The organism is Streptomyces sp. NBC_00440, assembly GCF_036014215.1.
Classification (GTDB): Bacteria; Actinomycetota; Actinomycetes; order Streptomycetales; family Streptomycetaceae; genus Streptomyces.
In genome coordinates this window covers 6,101,311-6,116,633 of record NZ_CP107921.1, presented here as the reverse complement: position 1 = coordinate 6,116,633, position 15,323 = coordinate 6,101,311, and the positions used below count along the sequence as shown (strand labels likewise).

The following is a 15,323-nucleotide window of genomic DNA, read 5'->3' as shown; positions in this document are numbered from 1 at the left end:
CCGGTGAGAGGGGGCAGGGCCGCCCCCCTACGATGACCGGATGCCCACCACACCTGAGCGTGACCGCGAGATCGAGACGCTGGACGAGTTCGACCGGGCCGTCGCCCGGGGCCCGCTCGGCGGCTGCCGCGTCCAGGCCGTCGACCTGACGGACCGCACCGACGCGCTGCTCTCCGCGGACACATCGGGCGCCGTCTTCCTGGGCTGTCCCATGCACCCCGAGGCCGAGTCCGCGGTGGGCGCGGCGGGCGCACTCGTCTTCCCGCCGGTCCCCGGCCTGCCCTTCGCCCCGTACCGCGGGCTGCTGTACTCGGCGGACGAACTGTTCGCGGGCCTGTCCGACGGCCGGTACGAGGACACCCCGGATGCCCGCGCGTACGCCTGGTTCCGGCGGACCGCGAACAACGGCGACATATTCGCGTCGATGCTGCGCTCCATCCATGACGACGCGATCTCGGACGCGCTCGACGAACACCTCGACAGCGCCCGGGTGGTGGGCGTGATGGGCGGCCACGCCATGGCCCGCGGCACGGCGGAGTACGCGGGGGCGGCACGGCTGGGCCGTACGCTCGCCCGCACCGGTCTGACCGTCGCCACCGGCGGCGGCCCCGGTGCCATGGAGGCCGCCAACCTCGGAGCGTACGCCGCGCCCTTCCGCGACGGAATGCTGGACGAGGCGCTCGAACTCCTGGGCAAGACACCGTCGTTCAGCCCGTCCGTCTCCGAGTGGGCGAGCGCGGCCTTCGAGGTGCGCGGCCGCTGGCCGGACGGTGGGGACTCGGTGGGCATCCCCACCTGGTTCTACGGCCATGAGCCGCCGAACGCCTTCGCCGGGCACATCGCCAAGTACTTCGCCAACGCCACCCGCGAGGACGGCCTGCTGGCCCGCTCGACCGCGGGCGTCGTCTTCCTGCCCGGCGCGGCCGGGACCGTCCAGGAGATCTTCGACAACGCGACCCCGAACTACTACGGATCGCGCGGCGAACCGTCCCCGATGGTCCTGGTGGACCGCGCCCACTGGACCTCGGAACTGCCTGCCTGGCCGCTGCTCCGGGCGCTGGCGAAGGGCCGGGCGATGGAGTCCCGTATCGCTCTGGTCGACACGGTGGACGAGGCGCCCGAAGCCCTGGCCCGGATGGGCTTCTGACGCCGGGGTTCAGCCCCTGTCCGGCCCGGCCAGCACCTGGGCGAGGGAGTCGAAGAAGATCTCCCAGCCGCCTCGCGCGTTCTGGTACTGCTCCGCGCTGAGGTTGCCGCCGCCCTGGTGGAAGACCATCTCGGTCCGGCCGCCCAGATCGGCGAAGGTGACAGTGACGATCTCGCCCTCGACGTCCTCGGGCGCTCCCGCGTCCTTCAGGGTGAGGACCAGCCGCTCGGGGGCGCCGATCTCGCGGTAGACGCCGTGGAACGGCATCTCGCCGTGATCCGGCACGACCAGCACCAGGCTCCATTTGCCGCCGGGGCGGACGTCCATGGTGACCCGGTCGATGGGGGCCTCCGCGTCACCGCCGTACCAGGCGGCGAACTGCTCGGGCGTGGTCCAGGCCCGGAATGCCTGCTCGCGCGGTGCGTCCAGGACGCGGGTGATGGTGATGCCGTCGGCCGCCCCGCCCGCGGTGTTCTTCTCGGTGCTCATGGTGTCCTTCCAGTGCCCATGGTGTCCTCGCCTTCGGAGGTCACTCAGATGTTCTCCCGGGCGGCCGGAGCTGTCCTGCCGGAGCTGTGCCGCCGGAGCTGTGCCGCCGGAACACCCGGCCCGGTGAGCGCCGCGGATGAGACGCCCCGGACGCGCCCTCAGTCCTGGTCCTGTGCGGCCAGCAGGACCACATCCGCCGCCTCGAAGACCGCGCCCACCGTCTCACCCACGCCGGGCGCCGTCAGCAGCGGACACTCGGCCTCCAGCTGCGGTCCGTGCTCCGGGCTGAGGAGTACGGCCACGTGGCTGCCCCGGAACGTGCGCGCCTCCACCGTGCAGCGCAGCCCCTCCTGCGGCGCCGCGAACCGCACACCGCCGGGCCGCACCAGCAGCCGGCCCTCCCCCTGCGGAGTTCCCTCCGGCACCGGAATCTTGCCCCAGGGGGTGTCGGCCGCCCGGCCGGTGACCGTCGCGGCCACCACGTTGTCGAAGCCGAGGAACCGCGCGACGAACTCCGAAGCCGGCCGCTGCCAGACCTCCAGCGGGGTGCCGGCCTGGGCGATCCGCCCGTCCCGCATCACCACGACCCGGTCGGCCAGCGCGAAGGCCTCACCCTGGTCATGGGTGACGGCGAGCACGGTCGTACCCAGCCGGCCGAAAAGCCCGCGCAGTTCCACGACGAGTCGCTCGCGCAGGCTGCGGTCGAGCTGGCCGAGCGGCTCGTCGAGCATCAGCAGTTTGGGGCGCGGGGCCAGCGCCCGGGCGAGCGCGACGCGCTGCTGCTCCCCGCCGGAGAGCGCACCCACCGCCCGCCGCCCGGCGCCGGGCAGACCGACCAGCTTCAGCAACTCCTCGACCCGGTGGTCCTGTTCGGCCCGGGGTACGGAGCGCATCCGCAACCCGAAGGCCACATTGCTCGCGACGTCACGCTGCGGAAAGAGCTGGTGGTCCTGGAACATCAGGCCGACACCGCGCCGGTGCACCGGCACCCCGCTCTGCTCCGCCCCGTCCAGCAGTACCCGCCCGGCGGAAGCGGGCTGGAGACCCGCCACCACCCGCAGCAGCGTCGACTTGCCGCTTCCGCTGGGGCCGAGCACACAGACCGTCTCGTGCTCGGCGACCGTCAGATCCACCGCGTCCAGCGCCACCCGCTGCCCGAAGCGGACCGTCACACCGTCCAGTTGCAGCATCAGAACTCTCCAGAGCGGTCGGTACGAATGCGTTCGAGCACCAGCAGCGACACGGCGCACACCAGCATCAGAATCGTGGAAAGCGCCATCGCCTGCCCGTAGTTGAGCTCACCGGCCCGCCCCAGCAGCCGTGCCACCGCCACCGGGAGCGTCGGGTTGTCGGGCCTGGCGATGAAGACCGTCGCCCCGAACTCGCCCAGTGACACGGCGAACGCGAACCCGGCGGCGACCAGCAGCGCCCGCCGCACCATCGGCAGGTCCACCTCGCGCCAGGCCCGCAGCGGCGAGGCGCCGAGTACCGCCGCGGCCTCCCGCAGCCGCCCGTCCACCGCGCGCAGCACCGGCAGCATCGTCCGTACGACGAAGGGCACGCCCACCAGCGCCTGGGCGAGCGGCACCAGGATCCAGGACGACCGCAGATCCAGTGGCGGCTTGTCGAGGGTGATCAGGAACCCGAAGCCGACGGTGACCGCGGACACCCCGAGCGGGAGCATCAGCAGGGCGTCGAACCCGCGCACCAGCCGTCCGGCCCGCCGGGTGAGCGCCGCGGCCGCGAGTCCGCCGACAACCAGGGCGATCCCGGTCGCGGCCAGGGCGTACTGCACGGAGTTCCAGATCGCGTCGACCGGCGGAACCAGGAACGTACCGCCGCCGGCCCCCTGCGACTGGAGCGCCCGGTAGAACGTGAAGCCGTAGCCGCCGGGGCCGTCCAGCGAACGCGCGACCAGGACCCCGAGGGGCAGCAGGATCAGTACGGCGATCACCGCGAGCACCCCGCCGACCAGCGCCCACTGGCCCGCGCCCCGCGGACGGCGCGAGGTCTGCGCCGGGTCCACCAGGCTCAGCGCGGTCTCCCGGCGCCGCACGGTCCAGGCGTGCAGCGCCAGGATCGCTCCGACCGCGGCGAACTGCACCAGCGTCAGCACGGCCGCCGTCGGCAGGTCGAGCAGTTCGGCGGTCTCCCGGTAGATCTCCACCTCCAGCGTGGAGAAGGTGGGTCCGCCGAGGATCTGCACCACACCGAAGGAGGTGAAGGTGAAGAGGAAGACCATCAGTGAGGCAGCGGCCACCGCAGGCGTCAGCGCCGGCAGGGTCACCCGCCGCCAGGCGGCGAACCGGGAGGCGCCGAGCACCCGCGCGGCCTCCTCCTGGCGCGGGTCGAGCTGCGACCAGAGGCCGCCCACGGTCCGTACGACCACCGCGTAGTTGAAGAAGACATGCGCGAGCAGGATCGCCCAGACGGTCGTGTCCAGGCGTACGCCCCACAGCTCGTCGAGCAGCCCACCGCGCCCGAGCAGGGCGAGGAACGCCGTCCCGACGACGACGGTGGGCAGCACGAAGGGCACCGTCGCCACCGTGCGCAACAACTGCTTGCCGGGGAAGTCGAAGCGGGCGAATACATACGCGCCCGGGAGCGCGATCAGCAGCGTCAGCCCGGTGGACGCGCACGCCTGCCAGGTGGTGAACCACAGGACGTGCAGGATGTCGGGCTGGCTCAGCACCTCGCCGATCCGCCCGAACTGCCAGCTGCCGCCCGCCTTGAGGCCGCGGCCGACGATGGCTGTCACCGGGTACGCGAAGAAGACCGCGAAGAACGCGAAGGGCACGGCCATCAGCGCGAGCCGCACCGCCGTCCGGCGCCGGGCCGCCCCGGTCGCGGGCGGCGGCCCGGCCTGCACCGCGGGTGCTACTTCAGGACGATCGAGGACCACGACTTGACCCACTGATCACGGTTCTTGGCGATCGTGCCGGGTGCGACGGTCTCGGGCGCGGTGACCTTCGCGCCGAACTTCGTGAACACCGCGGGCTCCTTCGCGCCCTTGACCACCGGGTCCACGAACATGTTGAGCGGCATGTCCTCCTGGAACTTCTTGCTGATCAGGAAGTCGATCAGAGCCTTGCCGCCCGCCTCGTTCTTCGCGCCGTCCAGCAGCCCGGCGAACTCGATCTGCCGGAAGCAGGTGGAGGTGGCGACGCCGGTCGGGGCGGTCTTCGGCTGCGGCTTGGCGTACAGCACCTCGGCGGGCGGGCTCGACGCGTACGAGACGACGAGCGGCCGGTCGCCCTTGGCCTTCTTGCCGCCAGCCGAGCCGGAGAAGTCGTTGTTGTACGCCTGCTCCCAGCCGTCGTCGACCTTGACACCGTTGGCCCGGAGCTTCTTCCAGTACGCCTGCCAGCCGTCGTTCCCGTACTTCGCGACCGTGCCGAGCATGAAGCCGAGCCCGGGTGAGGACGTGGCCACGTTCTCGGTGACCAGCAGGTTCTTGTACTGCGGCTTGATCAGGTCGTCGAAGCTGCGGGGCGGGGCGATCTTGTGGTCGGCGAAGTACTTCTTGTCGTAGTTGACGCAGAGGTCGCCGCTGTCGATGGGGGTGACCCGGTGCTTCGCCGCGTCGAGCTGTACCCCGGAACCGACCTGGTCCAGGCCCTTCGCCCGGTACGGCGTGAAGAGGTTGTTGTCGAGCGCCCGCGACAGCAGGGTGTTGTCGACGCCGAAGAAGACGTCGCCGCGGGGGGAGCCCTTGCTGAGGATCTCCTGGTTGAGCGCGGCGCCGGCGTCCCCGCTCTTGAGGACGTGGACGGTGTAGCCGGTCTCCTTCGTGAACTCCTTGAGCACGGCGGGAGATGCGGCGAACGAGTCGTGGCTGACCAGCGTCACGACCTTGGAGTTCTCGGCGCCCGAACCGGAGTCGTCGGAACCTCCGCAGGCGGCGAGCGTCGAGACGCCCAGCGCGGCGGCCAGCGCGGTGACGGTCAGCTTCCGGGTGGTCAGCGTTCTGCCGGACGTACGCGCTCGCTTGGTGGTGCTCACTGATTCCTCCTGGGATGGCATCCAGGAAGAGACGCGGCCCTGCCCGCGGGAGAGCGGGCAGGGCTGAACAGCTTGAGTAGAGACCGAACTTCCTACCCGGAATGACCCGGGCAAGGTCCAGAGGGTCTGCGGCATGGCCGCACTCTCAGCGCTGTGGCGCTCCCCTGTCGGAATATGAAAATGTGCGACCCACGTTACACGGGCCCTGCAACGGCCGGACGGGCCCTGCCGCTGATGCCCCGGTGGTCCTACCGCTCGGCGGCCGCCAGCTGCCCGCACGCTCCGTCGATCTCCTGGCCACGGGTGTCCCGTACGGTCACGGGGACACCGTGCGCGGCGATGGCGGCGACGAACGCCTTCTCGTCCTCCGGCCGGGACGCGGTCCACTTGGAGCCCGGTGTCGGGTTGAGCGGGATCAGGTTGACATGGACCGGCTTGCCCTTGAGCAGCCGTCCGAGCCGGTCGCCCCGCCAGGCGTGGTCGTTGATGTCGCGGATGAGCGCGTACTCGATGGAGACCCGGCGGCCGGACTTCGCGGCGTACTCCCAGGCCGCGTCCAGCACCTCACGGACCTTCCACCGGGTGTTCACCGGGACGAGGGTGTCGCGCAGCTCGTCGTCGGGCGCGTGCAGCGAGACCGCGAGGCGGCACTTGAAGCCCTCGTCGGCGAAGCGCAGCATCGCGGGCACCAGGCCGACCGTGGACACGGTGATCCCGCGCTGCGAGAGGCCGAGGCCGTCGGGCTCGGGGTCGGTCAGCCGGCGGATCGAGCCGACCACCCGCTTGTAGTTGGCGAGGGGCTCGCCCATGCCCATGAAGACGATGTTGGAGAGCCGCGCGGGCCCGCCGGGCACCTCGCCGTCGCGCAGGGCACGCATGCCGTCGACGATCTGGTGGACGATCTCGGCCGTCGACAGATTGCGGTCGAGGCCCGCCTGTCCGGTGGCGCAGAAGGGACAGTTCATGCCGCAGCCGGCCTGCGAGGAGATGCACATCGTCACCCGGTCCGGGTAGCGCATCAGGACGGACTCGACCAGCGTGCCGTCGTGCAGCTTCCAGAGCGTCTTACGGGTGGTGTCGTCGTCACAGCTGATGTGGCGCACCACACTCATCAGGTCGGGGAGCAGCGCCTCCCGCAGCTTCTCGCGCGAGGCGGCCGGGATGTCGGTCCACTCGGCGGGGTCGTGGGCGTACCGCGTGAAGTAGTGCTGCGACAGCTGCTTGGCGCGGAACGGCTTCTCGCCGGTCTCGGCCACGGCGTCCTTGCGCTCGGCGGGCGTGAGGTCGGCGAGGTGGAGCGGGGGCTTCTTGGCTCCGCGGGGCGCGACGAAAGTGAGTTCTCCGGGCTTAGGCATGGTTCATCCAGTGTCGCAGACACTCAGTGGTCCGCCGGGCCGTCGCCCGGAGGCTGTGCAATGGTCGGCGGAGCCGGTCGTCAGGAACGGTGCCGGTGGGCGCCTCCCGGCCGGAGGGCGCCTGTCACTGCCCCATCAGCTCTCTGACCGCTTGTTCCGTCCAGTGGCCGGCCGCCCCGGGCGCCGACGCCACATAGGCAGCCACCGTGCCCGCGTCCCAGACACCGGCCTCCAGCAGGCCGGAGGCGATGTAGCGCACATACGCCGGAGACGGCTCGGTCACCGGCAGGTCGCCCGAGCCCCAGGGGGCGGTGAAGGTGAGCACGGGCAGCCCGTCCACCTGGCCGGGGTGGATGAGCGTCTCGTACCGGCCATTGCCCAGCCTTGCCACGCCGCAGGCGAGCACCTGCGCCAGGTCGAGATCCTTGCCCGGCTCCTTGCCCATCTCCTGAGCGGCGATGTCCGCGAACTGGGACACCGAGACGAGATGGGCACGGCCGAGCACCCGCCCCTCCCCCTGTGGGTCGTAGAAGGCCCGGCCGCCGCCCCAGACAGGTGACCGGGTCGCGAAGTACAGGGTTCCCGGCAGCTCTACCGGGACCGATCGTCCGGGCAGGGACCGATCCCGGCACCCCGGATACTCCGCGTCCGTTCCGGGCAGCCGGCCGCCCTTGATGTAGTACGAGAGCCGGTCCAGGTGCATGTTCGAGCCGTACGAGGCGTACCAGACCCGCGACGGCGACCGGTCATCCGTGCGGCCCGGCTCAATGGGGTGTGCGGTCGTCATACGCGCCACTCCTGAAGGTGAGGGCAGACACCGGAGGGAGGGCCCGCCGTCCTGTGGACGACGCCCCTCCCTCCGGTGAACGCAGGTGAAGACGTAAGTGAAGAGGCAGGCAGAAGACCCGTACCGCCGGTCTCAGGAGCCGACGAAGAGCACCATCAGCAGCCAGACGACGGGTGCGGTGGGCAGCAGGGAGTCCAGCCGGTCCATGATCCCGCCGTGGCCCGGCAGCAGCGTTCCCATGTCCTTGATCCCGAGATCCCTCTTGATCATGGACTCGCCCAGATCGCCCAGGGTGGCGGTGGCCGCGACGGCGAGGCCGAGCAGCAGACCCTGCCACCACTGCCCGTCGTCGATCAGGAACTGCATACACAGGGCGCCCGCCACCATCGCGAAGCTGACCGCCCCGAACAGACCCTCCCTGGTCTTTCCGGGGCTGATGCGCGGCGCGAGCTTGTGCTTGCCGAAGCGCCAGCCGATCGCGTACGCACCCGTGTCGCTGACGACGGTCAGCAGCAGGAACGTGAGCACCCGCCAGGGCCCGTCGTCGGCGGTCAGCAGCAGCGCCACGAACGTCGCGAGGAACGGCACGTAGAACGCGGCGAACACACCCGCCGTGACGTCCCTGAGGTAGCCGTCGGGCGACTCGGTCATCCGCCAGACCAGAACGGCGAGCGCCGTGAGCGCCATGGCGATCCAGGCGCCCTCGGTCCCGCGCACGTACCCGGCGACGACCATGGCGGCGCCGCCCACCGCGAGCGGAATCAGCGGCGCCTTGATGCCCTTGCGCTCGCCGAGCCGGGAGGTGAGCTCCCAGAGGCCGACGACCACGGCGACCGCGATCACGATGACGAACGCGGCCTTCCAGATGAAGAGGGAGGCGGCCACCACCACGCCGAGGCCGAGGCCGACCCCTATCGCCGACCGCAGATCGCGGCCGGCCTTCTTCTTCTCCGGAGGCGGCGGGGCTGGCATGGGCTCCTGCGGCATCTCGTCACGGAACGGGGGGCCACTCGGGCGAGCGGCCCCCCGTTCATGGTCGGCACGGCCGTGCTCGTGACGGCCGCCGTCTTCGGCGTCTCTGCCTGCGTCGGGCACGATGGGCATGGGCCGAGTCTGCTCAACTTCATGCTCGCCGTATGCGGGACCCGCCGGGACAGCGTCCTGGTCGGGGGCGGGTCGCCGTTCCCCGACGGGGTGGCCGCTCTGCGGAGCACCCCAGGAAGAGTCGTTCATCAGACCTCGAGCAGCTCGGCTTCCTTGTGCTTGAGCAGCTCGTCCACCTGCGCGACATACTTCGCGGTGGTGTCGTCGAGCTCCTTCTCGGCACGGCGGCCCTCGTCCTCGCCGACCTCGCCGTCCTTGATCATCTTGTCGATCGTCTCCTTGGCCTTGCGGCGGACGGAGCGGATCGAGATCTTGGAGTCCTCGGCCTTGGTCCTGGCGACCTTGATGTACTCCTTGCGGCGCTCACCGGTCAGTTCGGGGAACGTCACCCGGATGATGTTGCCGTCGTTGCTCGGGTTGACGCCGAGGTCCGAGTCGCGGATGGCCTGCTCGATGTTGCGCAGCGAGGTCTTGTCGAACGGGGTCACCACGGCCATCCGGGCCTCCGGCACGGAGAACGAGGCGAGCTGGTTGATCGGGGTCAGCGCGCCGTAGTACTCCGCCACGATCTTGTTGAACATCGCCGGGTGCGCACGGCCGGTGCGGATCGCGGCGAAGTCCTCCTTGGCGACGACGACGGCCTTCTCCATCTTCTCCTCGGCCTCGAGGAGGGTCTCTTCGATCACCACTTGCTCCTGCATGTCTTGAGTGGGCCCGCGTTCTCAGGCCCTGGAGTAAACCCGCGTCTTGCCCTGCACGGTGTCCGACCGGCAGGTTCTTGTCGGTCCTGTTGGCCTCTCGGCCTCTCGGCCTCTCGGCCTCGTGACCGCGTGGCCCCTTGGCTCTCCTGAGCGGCCGTCCCCCGGTTCTCAGGCCCGGGTGCCCTGGTCGTTCACAAGAGTCCCGATCTTCTCACCCTTGACGGCCCGCGCGATATTGCCCGAGGCCAGCAGCTCGAAGACGAGGATCGGCAGACTGTTGTCACGGCAGAGGGTGATGGCGGTCGCGTCGGCGACCTTGAGGTTGCGGTTCAGTACCTCGCTGTACTCCAGCGCGTCGTACTTCACCGCGTCGGGGTTCTTCTTCGGGTCGGAGTCGTAGACCCCGTCCACCCCGTTCTTGCCCATGAGCAGCGCCTCGGCGTCGATCTCCAGGGCGCGCTGCGCGGCGGTGGTGTCGGTGGAGAAGTACGGCATGCCCATGCCCGCACCGAAGATGACGACGCGTCCCTTCTCCAGGTGACGGACGGCGCGCAGCGGGATGTACGGCTCCGCGACCTGCCCCATGGTGATGGCGGTCTGGACGCGGGAGTCGATCCCCTCCTTCTCCAGGAAGTCCTGGAGGGCGAGGCAGTTCATGACCGTACCGAGCATGCCCATGTAGTCGGAGCGTGCCCGGTCCATGCCGCGCTGCTGGAGCTCGGCGCCGCGGAAGAAGTTGCCGCCGCCGATGACGACGGCGATCTCGGCGCCGTCACGGACGACCGCCGCGATCTCGCGTGCGATGGCGTGCACGACGTCGGGGTCGACACCGAGGCCACCACCGCCGGCGAACGCCTCACCCGACAGCTTCAGCATGAAGCGGCCGTGCCTCTTGACGTCGCCGGTACTGCCGTCGTCGGTCCTGTCGGCGTTTTTGTCGGCCTGTTCCATGGAGATCTCCTCGTGCGCATACGAAGAAGGCCATTGCCGGGGGTCCTTGCGGTTCCCTGTGCGGCAATGGCCTCCTCGTCAGATCTGCGGCCGTCCGGCGCGGACCCGGGCGGCTGCGTCAGACCCTATCGGGGTCTTCGGTGGATCGCGTACAGACTCAGATGCCGACCTTGATGCGCGAGAAGCGCTTCAGGGTGACACCGGCCTCGTCCAGGACCTTCTGGACGGACTTCTTGTTGTCCAGGGCGTACGGCTGACCCAGGAGCGTGGCTTCCTTGAAGAAGCCGTTGACCCGGCCCTCGACGATCTTCGGAAGAGCGGCCTCGGGCTTGCCCTCGGCGCGCGTGGTCTCCTCGGCGACGCGACGCTCGGCCTCCACGACCTCGGCCGGGACGTCCTCGCGGTCCAGGTACTTCGGCGCGAACGCGGCGATGTGCTGCGCGATACCGCGGGCGAGCTCGGCGTCGGCCTTGTCCAGCTCGACCAGGACACCGATCTGCGGGGGCAGGTCGGGCATGGTGCGGTGCATGTACGAGGTCACGTAGGCGCCCGAGAACTGCGCGAAGCGGTCCAGGACGATCTTCTCGCCGAGGTTGGCGTTGGCCTCGTCGACGTACGCCTGGACGGTCTTGCCGGCCTCGATCTCGGACGCGAGGAGCGCCGCGATGTCGGCGGGGGAGGTCGCGGCGACGTGGGCGGCGAGCGCGTTGGCGACAGCCTGGAACTTGTCACCCTTGGCGACGAAGTCCGTCTCGCACTTCAGCTCGACCAGGACACCGGAGGTGTTGTCGTCGGCGATGAGGGAGACGACGGCGCCGTTCTCGGCGGAGCGGCCCTCGCGCTTGGCGACACCCTTCTGGCCCTTGATGCGGAGCGCCTCGACGGCCTTGTCGACACTGCCGTCGGCCTCGTCGAGCGCCTTCTTGCAGTCCATCATGCCGGCGCCGGTGAGCTCACGGAGCTTCTTGACGTCAGCGGCGGTGTAGTTCGCCATGATCGTGAATTTCTCTCTCGAAGTCTGAAAGATCTTACGGGTGAACGGCGGAGGCCCGGAGGCCTCCGCCGTCAACAACCGAACCGGTGAGGGTCAGGCCTGCTCAGCGTCCGCGGCCGGGGCGGCGGGCGCCTCGGCGGCAGGGGCCTCGGCAGCGGGCGCCTCGGTGGCGGCCTCGGCGACCGGAGCCTCGGCGTCGGCGACCTTCTCGGTCTCGGCAGAGGTCTGGACGACCTCGGCGCCGTCCTTCTTCTCACCGTCGAGCAGGTCACGCTCCCACTCGGCGAGCGGCTCGGAAGCAGCCTTCTCGCCCGGCTTCTGGTCGCCGGTCGCAGCGCCGGAGCGGGCGATGAGGCCCTCGGCGACGGCGTCGGCGATCACGCGGGTGAGCAGGGTGACGGAGCGGATCGCGTCGTCGTTGCCCGGGATCTTGTAGTCGACCTCGTCGGGGTCGCAGTTGGTGTCGAGGATCGCGACGACCGGGATGTGGAGCTTGCGCGCCTCACCGACGGCGATGTGCTCCTTCTTGGTGTCGACGATCCAGACGGCGCTGGGCACCTTCTGCATCTCGCGGATACCACCGAGGGTCTTCTCCAGCTTGGCCTTCTCGCGCGAGAGGACCAGGAGCTCCTTCTTGGTGAGGCCGGAGGCGGCCACGTCCTCGAAGTCGATCTGCTCAAGCTCCTTCAGACGCTGAAGGCGCTTGTAGACGGTGGAGAAGTTCGTCAGCATGCCGCCGAGCCAACGCTGGTTGACGTAGGGCATACCCACGCGCGTCGCCTGCTCGGCGATCGCTTCCTGGGCCTGCTTCTTGGTACCCACGAACATGATGGAGCCGCCGTGCGCGACGGTCTCCTTGACGAACTCGTAGGCGCGGTCGATGTACGACAGCGACTGGAGCAGGTCGATGATGTAGATGCCGTTGCGCTCCGTGAAGATGAAGCGCTTCATCTTCGGGTTCCAACGACGGGTCTGGTGACCGAAGTGGACGCCGCTTTCCAGCAGCTCCCGCATCGTGACGACGGCCATGGCCGTACTCCTTGATGTACTCGGTTGTCGCGACCGCAGGTTTGCTGTCGCGCCTGACGCCCACACGCGCCGTGCCACAAGGGACCGAGAGGCGCGTCCATCGACCGCTGATGGGGTGATGGGGGGCGTGCGAAGTCGACCCGGTGACCCGGATCGCCACCAGAAGTGTACGGGACCCGGTGGGCGCCGGGTGACGGCGATGTCCACAACCGGCTGGTAGTCCACAGATACCGGCCATGATCCCCACGGACCCGCGTACTGGGGGACGGTTTCCCCATGCGCCTGAACAAGACCGCCCCGGGCCACGACGCCCGCGAACCGAACGCCCCGGACCGGAGCACCCCGTACCGGGACGCACGGTTCGCGGGATTACCCGTGGCGGTGTGTGCCGTGCTGCCGGTCGCGGTTGCCGTGGTCTGTGCGGTGGCCGCGCTGTGCGCCGCCACCGGTGCCGGGCTGCTGTTCGCCGGGGACCCCGCCCTGCCGGCAAGAAGGTCGGCCATGACGGCAGTGACCGCGCCGACGGCGGTGCCTGCGGCCATGCCCACGCCGGTGCCGACGGCCGTGCCGGTGCCGACGGCGGACCGCAGCTGGCCGGTGGGCGGCCGACCACGGATCGTCCACGGCTGGGACCCGCCCGCCTCTCCGTACGGACCGGGGCACCGCGGAGTCGACCTGGCCGCCGCACCCGGCACACCGGTACTGGCAGCGGCCTCCGGCCGGGTCACGTTCGCGGGCCGGGTGGCCGGGCACGGTGTGCTCACCATCGCGGTGTCGGGCACACCCCTGCGCACCACGTACGAACCGGTGCGGGCACTCGTCGGGACAGGGGACGAGGTCACCGCCGGCCGGCCGGTCGCGGTACGGGAGGACGCGCCGTCCCACTGCCCGTCGGGCTGTCTGCACTGGGGGCTGCTGCGCGGGGACGTCTATCTGAACCCGCTGTCCCTGCTCCCGCCCGGGCTGCTGCACCGGGGACCGTCCAGGCTGCTGCCGGTGTTCGGGGTACCGGAGATCACCGGCGACGCGCCCGGCGCGGGATACGCGGATCACGCAACGGCGGAGGAGCACGGAGCCCGTACGGGAAGGCGTACCGGGCGGACGCACCGCAACCGGCGGGCGTCAGCCCTGGACACCGCCCAGAGCCATCGCGACGGCGGCGTCGGCCACCATGGCGGGGTCCTCGGCCGAACCCGTCTCGATACGCCGCACCGCCGCGTCCACCACCCCCTGGAGCAGCATCGCCGCGAGTCTCGGCTGGTCGTGGTGCAGAGCTTCGAGCGCCTCGACGATCATCGCGATGAGACCGCCGTGCGCGGCACGGATCTTCTCGCGGGCACCCGTATCGAGCTCGCCTGCGGAGATGGCGACCACGGCCCGGTGGCGCTGGTCCCCGACCAGCGCCAGCTGCTGGCGCACATAGGCCTCGACCTTGCCCGCCGGATCAGGGGCCCGCTCCATCGCGGACTCGATCTCAGCCGCCCAGACCGGGAAGTCGACCGCACAGAGCTCTTCCACCACAGCGGCGCGTGAGCGGAAGTACTCGTACACGGAGGAGCGCGCGAGGCCGGTGCGCTCGGCGAGGGCGGGGAAGGTCAGCGCCTCCGTGCCGCCTTCGGAGAGGAGGGTGCGGGCGGCGTCCAGCAGGGCGCTGCGCTGCATGGTTCGGTGTTCGGCCACGGAGGCCGCTCGAATCCTGGGCACGGGCCCACTTTACGGAAGCCCTCTTCGCAGGGACGATTCGCCTGCGGAATCAGCGGCCGACGTCCGACAGCTTGGCGCGAAGCTGGAGGACCGATTTGGTGTGGATCTGGCTGACCCGGCTCTCGGTGACCCCGAGGACATGGCCGATCTCGGCCAGCGTGAGGCCTTCGTAGTAGTACAGGGTGACCACGGTCTTCTCCCGGTCGGGGAGCGTGTTGATGGCGCGGGCCAGCAGCCTGCGCAGCTCGCGGCCCTCGGCCAGCTCGACCGGGTTGTCCGCCGCGGTGTCCTCCAGGGTGTCCATCAGGCTGAGCCGGTCGCCGCCCTCACCGCCGACGTGCAGCAGCTCGTCCAGGGCCACCACGTTCGCCAGCGACAACTGGCTGAAGACCGCGTGCAGTTCCTCGACGGCGATGCCCATCTCGGCCGCCACCTCGACCTCGGACGGAGTGCGGCGCAGCTGGGCCTCCAGCGTGGCGTACGCGCGCTCGACGGCGCGCGCCTTCTGCCGGACCGAGCGGGGAATCCAGTCGAGCGCGCGGAGTTCGTCGATCATCGCGCCGCGGATCCGGGTGATCGCATAGGTCTCGAACTTGATGGACCGCTCGATGTCGAACTTCTCGATGGCGTCGATCAGCCCGAAGACACCGGAGGACACGAAGTCGGCCTGCTCGACGTTGGGCGGCAGCCCCACGCTGACCCGGCCCGCGACGTACTTCACCAGGGGCGAGTAGTGCAGGATCAGCTGCTCGCGCAGCCGTTTGTCGCCCGTCGACTTGTACGACCGCCACAACTCGTCGAGCGAAGACGGCGCGGGGGGCCGAATGTGGCCACGTGCAGCCGGCGGCGCTGCCGCGCGGTCAGACCCGGACGTGTGCTGGGGCATTCGTTGCCTTGAGCCGTTCTGCTGGGACCTGCGTGGGACTTGTTTTGAGCCGGATTCCTGGTGAGCGTAGCGTGACTGGAGCATCGCAGGGTGCGATGAGTACGTCATAGCACCTGTGTGACGTCAACGCGCGAACCGTGTCCGGGAGGTGCTGCCGGACCGCCCCTGCCGAGG

Annotated in this window: 14 protein-coding genes and 1 pseudogene; 2 read left to right on the top strand and 13 right to left on the bottom strand. The window is 70.2% G+C overall.

The window, feature by feature from the left end:
* Window positions 1-40 precede the first annotated feature (40 nt).
* Entirely contained in the window at window positions 41-1,147 is a 1,107-nt protein-coding gene (locus OHB13_RS27565) for an LOG family protein (protein ID WP_266852489.1), read from the top strand.
* A 9-nt stretch (window positions 1,148-1,156) separates the two neighbouring features.
* On the opposite strand, the gene OHB13_RS27560 is transcribed toward OHB13_RS27565, so the two are convergent.
* From OHB13_RS27560 to rpsB, 11 genes are all read right to left on the bottom strand, one after another.
* Entirely contained in the window at window positions 1,157-1,636 is a 480-nt protein-coding gene (locus OHB13_RS27560; protein WP_266852491.1) for an SRPBCC family protein, read from the bottom strand.
* A 158-nt stretch (window positions 1,637-1,794) separates the two neighbouring features.
* On the bottom strand, window positions 1,795-2,826 hold the full coding sequence (locus OHB13_RS27555) for an ABC transporter ATP-binding protein (RefSeq protein WP_328378831.1): 1,032 nt from the start codon (window positions 2,824-2,826) through the stop codon (window positions 1,795-1,797).
* Complete coding sequence (locus OHB13_RS27550; RefSeq protein WP_328380406.1) at window positions 2,826-4,439, bottom strand: ABC transporter permease; 1,614 nt, start codon at window positions 4,437-4,439, stop codon at window positions 2,826-2,828. The genes OHB13_RS27555 and OHB13_RS27550 overlap by 1 nt, the downstream gene beginning before the upstream one ends.
* 74 nt (window positions 4,440-4,513) lie before the next feature.
* Window positions 4,514-5,638 (bottom strand): thiamine ABC transporter substrate-binding protein, encoded by a 1,125-nt coding sequence (locus OHB13_RS27545; protein WP_443062973.1) that lies wholly within the window; start codon window positions 5,636-5,638, stop codon window positions 4,514-4,516.
* Window positions 5,639-5,886: 248 nt separating this feature from the next.
* A complete protein-coding gene (gene rlmN, locus OHB13_RS27540) occupies window positions 5,887-6,993 on the bottom strand; it encodes a 23S rRNA (adenine(2503)-C(2))-methyltransferase RlmN (protein WP_328378830.1) in 1,107 nt (368 codons plus the stop codon).
* Between the two features lie 124 nt (window positions 6,994-7,117).
* The gene (locus tag OHB13_RS27535; protein WP_328378829.1) at window positions 7,118-7,780 is read right to left on the bottom strand and encodes a histone deacetylase; all 663 of its coding nucleotides are present in this window, start codon (window positions 7,778-7,780) and stop codon (window positions 7,118-7,120) included.
* A 132-nt stretch (window positions 7,781-7,912) separates the two neighbouring features.
* Window positions 7,913-9,013 carry a phosphatidate cytidylyltransferase gene (locus OHB13_RS27530; protein ID WP_266852498.1) on the bottom strand — a complete coding sequence of 367 codons (1,101 nt, stop codon included), beginning with the start codon at window positions 9,011-9,013 and terminating at the stop codon, window positions 7,913-7,915.
* Window positions 9,013-9,570, bottom strand: a complete 558-nt coding sequence (frr, locus tag OHB13_RS27525) for a ribosome recycling factor (protein ID WP_164266826.1) — start codon at window positions 9,568-9,570, stop codon at window positions 9,013-9,015. Before frr ends, OHB13_RS27530 begins: the two co-directional genes overlap by 1 nt.
* Window positions 9,571-9,753: 183 nt before the next feature.
* Window positions 9,754-10,536 (bottom strand): UMP kinase, encoded by a 783-nt coding sequence (pyrH, locus tag OHB13_RS27520; RefSeq protein ID WP_266852500.1) that lies wholly within the window; start codon window positions 10,534-10,536, stop codon window positions 9,754-9,756.
* A gap of 157 nt (window positions 10,537-10,693) precedes the next feature.
* A complete protein-coding gene (tsf, locus tag OHB13_RS27515) occupies window positions 10,694-11,530 on the bottom strand; it encodes a translation elongation factor Ts (protein ID WP_266852502.1) in 837 nt (278 codons plus the stop codon).
* A 93-nt stretch (window positions 11,531-11,623) separates the two neighbouring features.
* Complete coding sequence (gene rpsB / locus OHB13_RS27510) at window positions 11,624-12,559, bottom strand: 30S ribosomal protein S2 (RefSeq protein ID WP_266852504.1); 936 nt, start codon at window positions 12,557-12,559, stop codon at window positions 11,624-11,626.
* A 276-nt stretch (window positions 12,560-12,835) separates the two neighbouring features.
* On the opposite strand from rpsB, the pseudogene OHB13_RS38795 reads away from it, so the two are divergent.
* Window positions 12,836-13,441: pseudogene (locus tag OHB13_RS38795) on the top strand (peptidoglycan DD-metalloendopeptidase family protein); the annotation flags it as partial.
* A gap of 240 nt (window positions 13,442-13,681) precedes the next feature.
* Here OHB13_RS38795 and OHB13_RS27500 read toward each other — a convergent pair.
* Window positions 13,682-14,239 carry a TetR/AcrR family transcriptional regulator gene (locus OHB13_RS27500; RefSeq protein ID WP_328380404.1) on the bottom strand — a complete coding sequence of 186 codons (558 nt, stop codon included), beginning with the start codon at window positions 14,237-14,239 and terminating at the stop codon, window positions 13,682-13,684.
* Between the two features lie 73 nt (window positions 14,240-14,312).
* On the bottom strand, window positions 14,313-15,149 hold the full coding sequence (whiG, locus tag OHB13_RS27495) for an RNA polymerase sigma factor WhiG (protein WP_266852506.1): 837 nt from the start codon (window positions 15,147-15,149) through the stop codon (window positions 14,313-14,315).
* Between the last annotated feature and the right edge of the window lie 174 nt (window positions 15,150-15,323).

Coding starts and splice junctions, on each gene's coding strand:
- OHB13_RS27565 (WP_266852489.1), top strand. CDS start 41: ATGCCCACCACACCTGAGCGTGACCGCGAGATCGAGACGCTGGACGAG.
- OHB13_RS27560 (WP_266852491.1), bottom strand. CDS start 1,636: ATGAGCACCGAGAAGAACACCGCGGGCGGGGCGGCCGACGGCATCACC.
- OHB13_RS27555 (WP_328378831.1), bottom strand. CDS start 2,826: ATGCTGCAACTGGACGGTGTGACGGTCCGCTTCGGGCAGCGGGTGGCG.
- OHB13_RS27550 (WP_328380406.1), bottom strand. CDS start 4,439: ATGGCCGTGCCCTTCGCGTTCTTCGCGGTCTTCTTCGCGTACCCGGTG.
- rlmN (WP_328378830.1), bottom strand. CDS start 6,993: ATGCCTAAGCCCGGAGAACTCACTTTCGTCGCGCCCCGCGGAGCCAAG.
- OHB13_RS27535 (WP_328378829.1), bottom strand. CDS start 7,780: ATGACGACCGCACACCCCATTGAGCCGGGCCGCACGGATGACCGGTCG.
- OHB13_RS27530 (WP_266852498.1), bottom strand. CDS start 9,013: ATGAACGACTCTTCCTGGGGTGCTCCGCAGAGCGGCCACCCCGTCGGG.
- pyrH (WP_266852500.1), bottom strand. CDS start 10,536: ATGGAACAGGCCGACAAAAACGCCGACAGGACCGACGACGGCAGTACC.
- tsf (WP_266852502.1), bottom strand. CDS start 11,530: ATGGCGAACTACACCGCCGCTGACGTCAAGAAGCTCCGTGAGCTCACC.
- rpsB (WP_266852504.1), bottom strand. CDS start 12,559: ATGGCCGTCGTCACGATGCGGGAGCTGCTGGAAAGCGGCGTCCACTTC.
- whiG (WP_266852506.1), bottom strand. CDS start 15,149: ATGCCCCAGCACACGTCCGGGTCTGACCGCGCGGCAGCGCCGCCGGCT.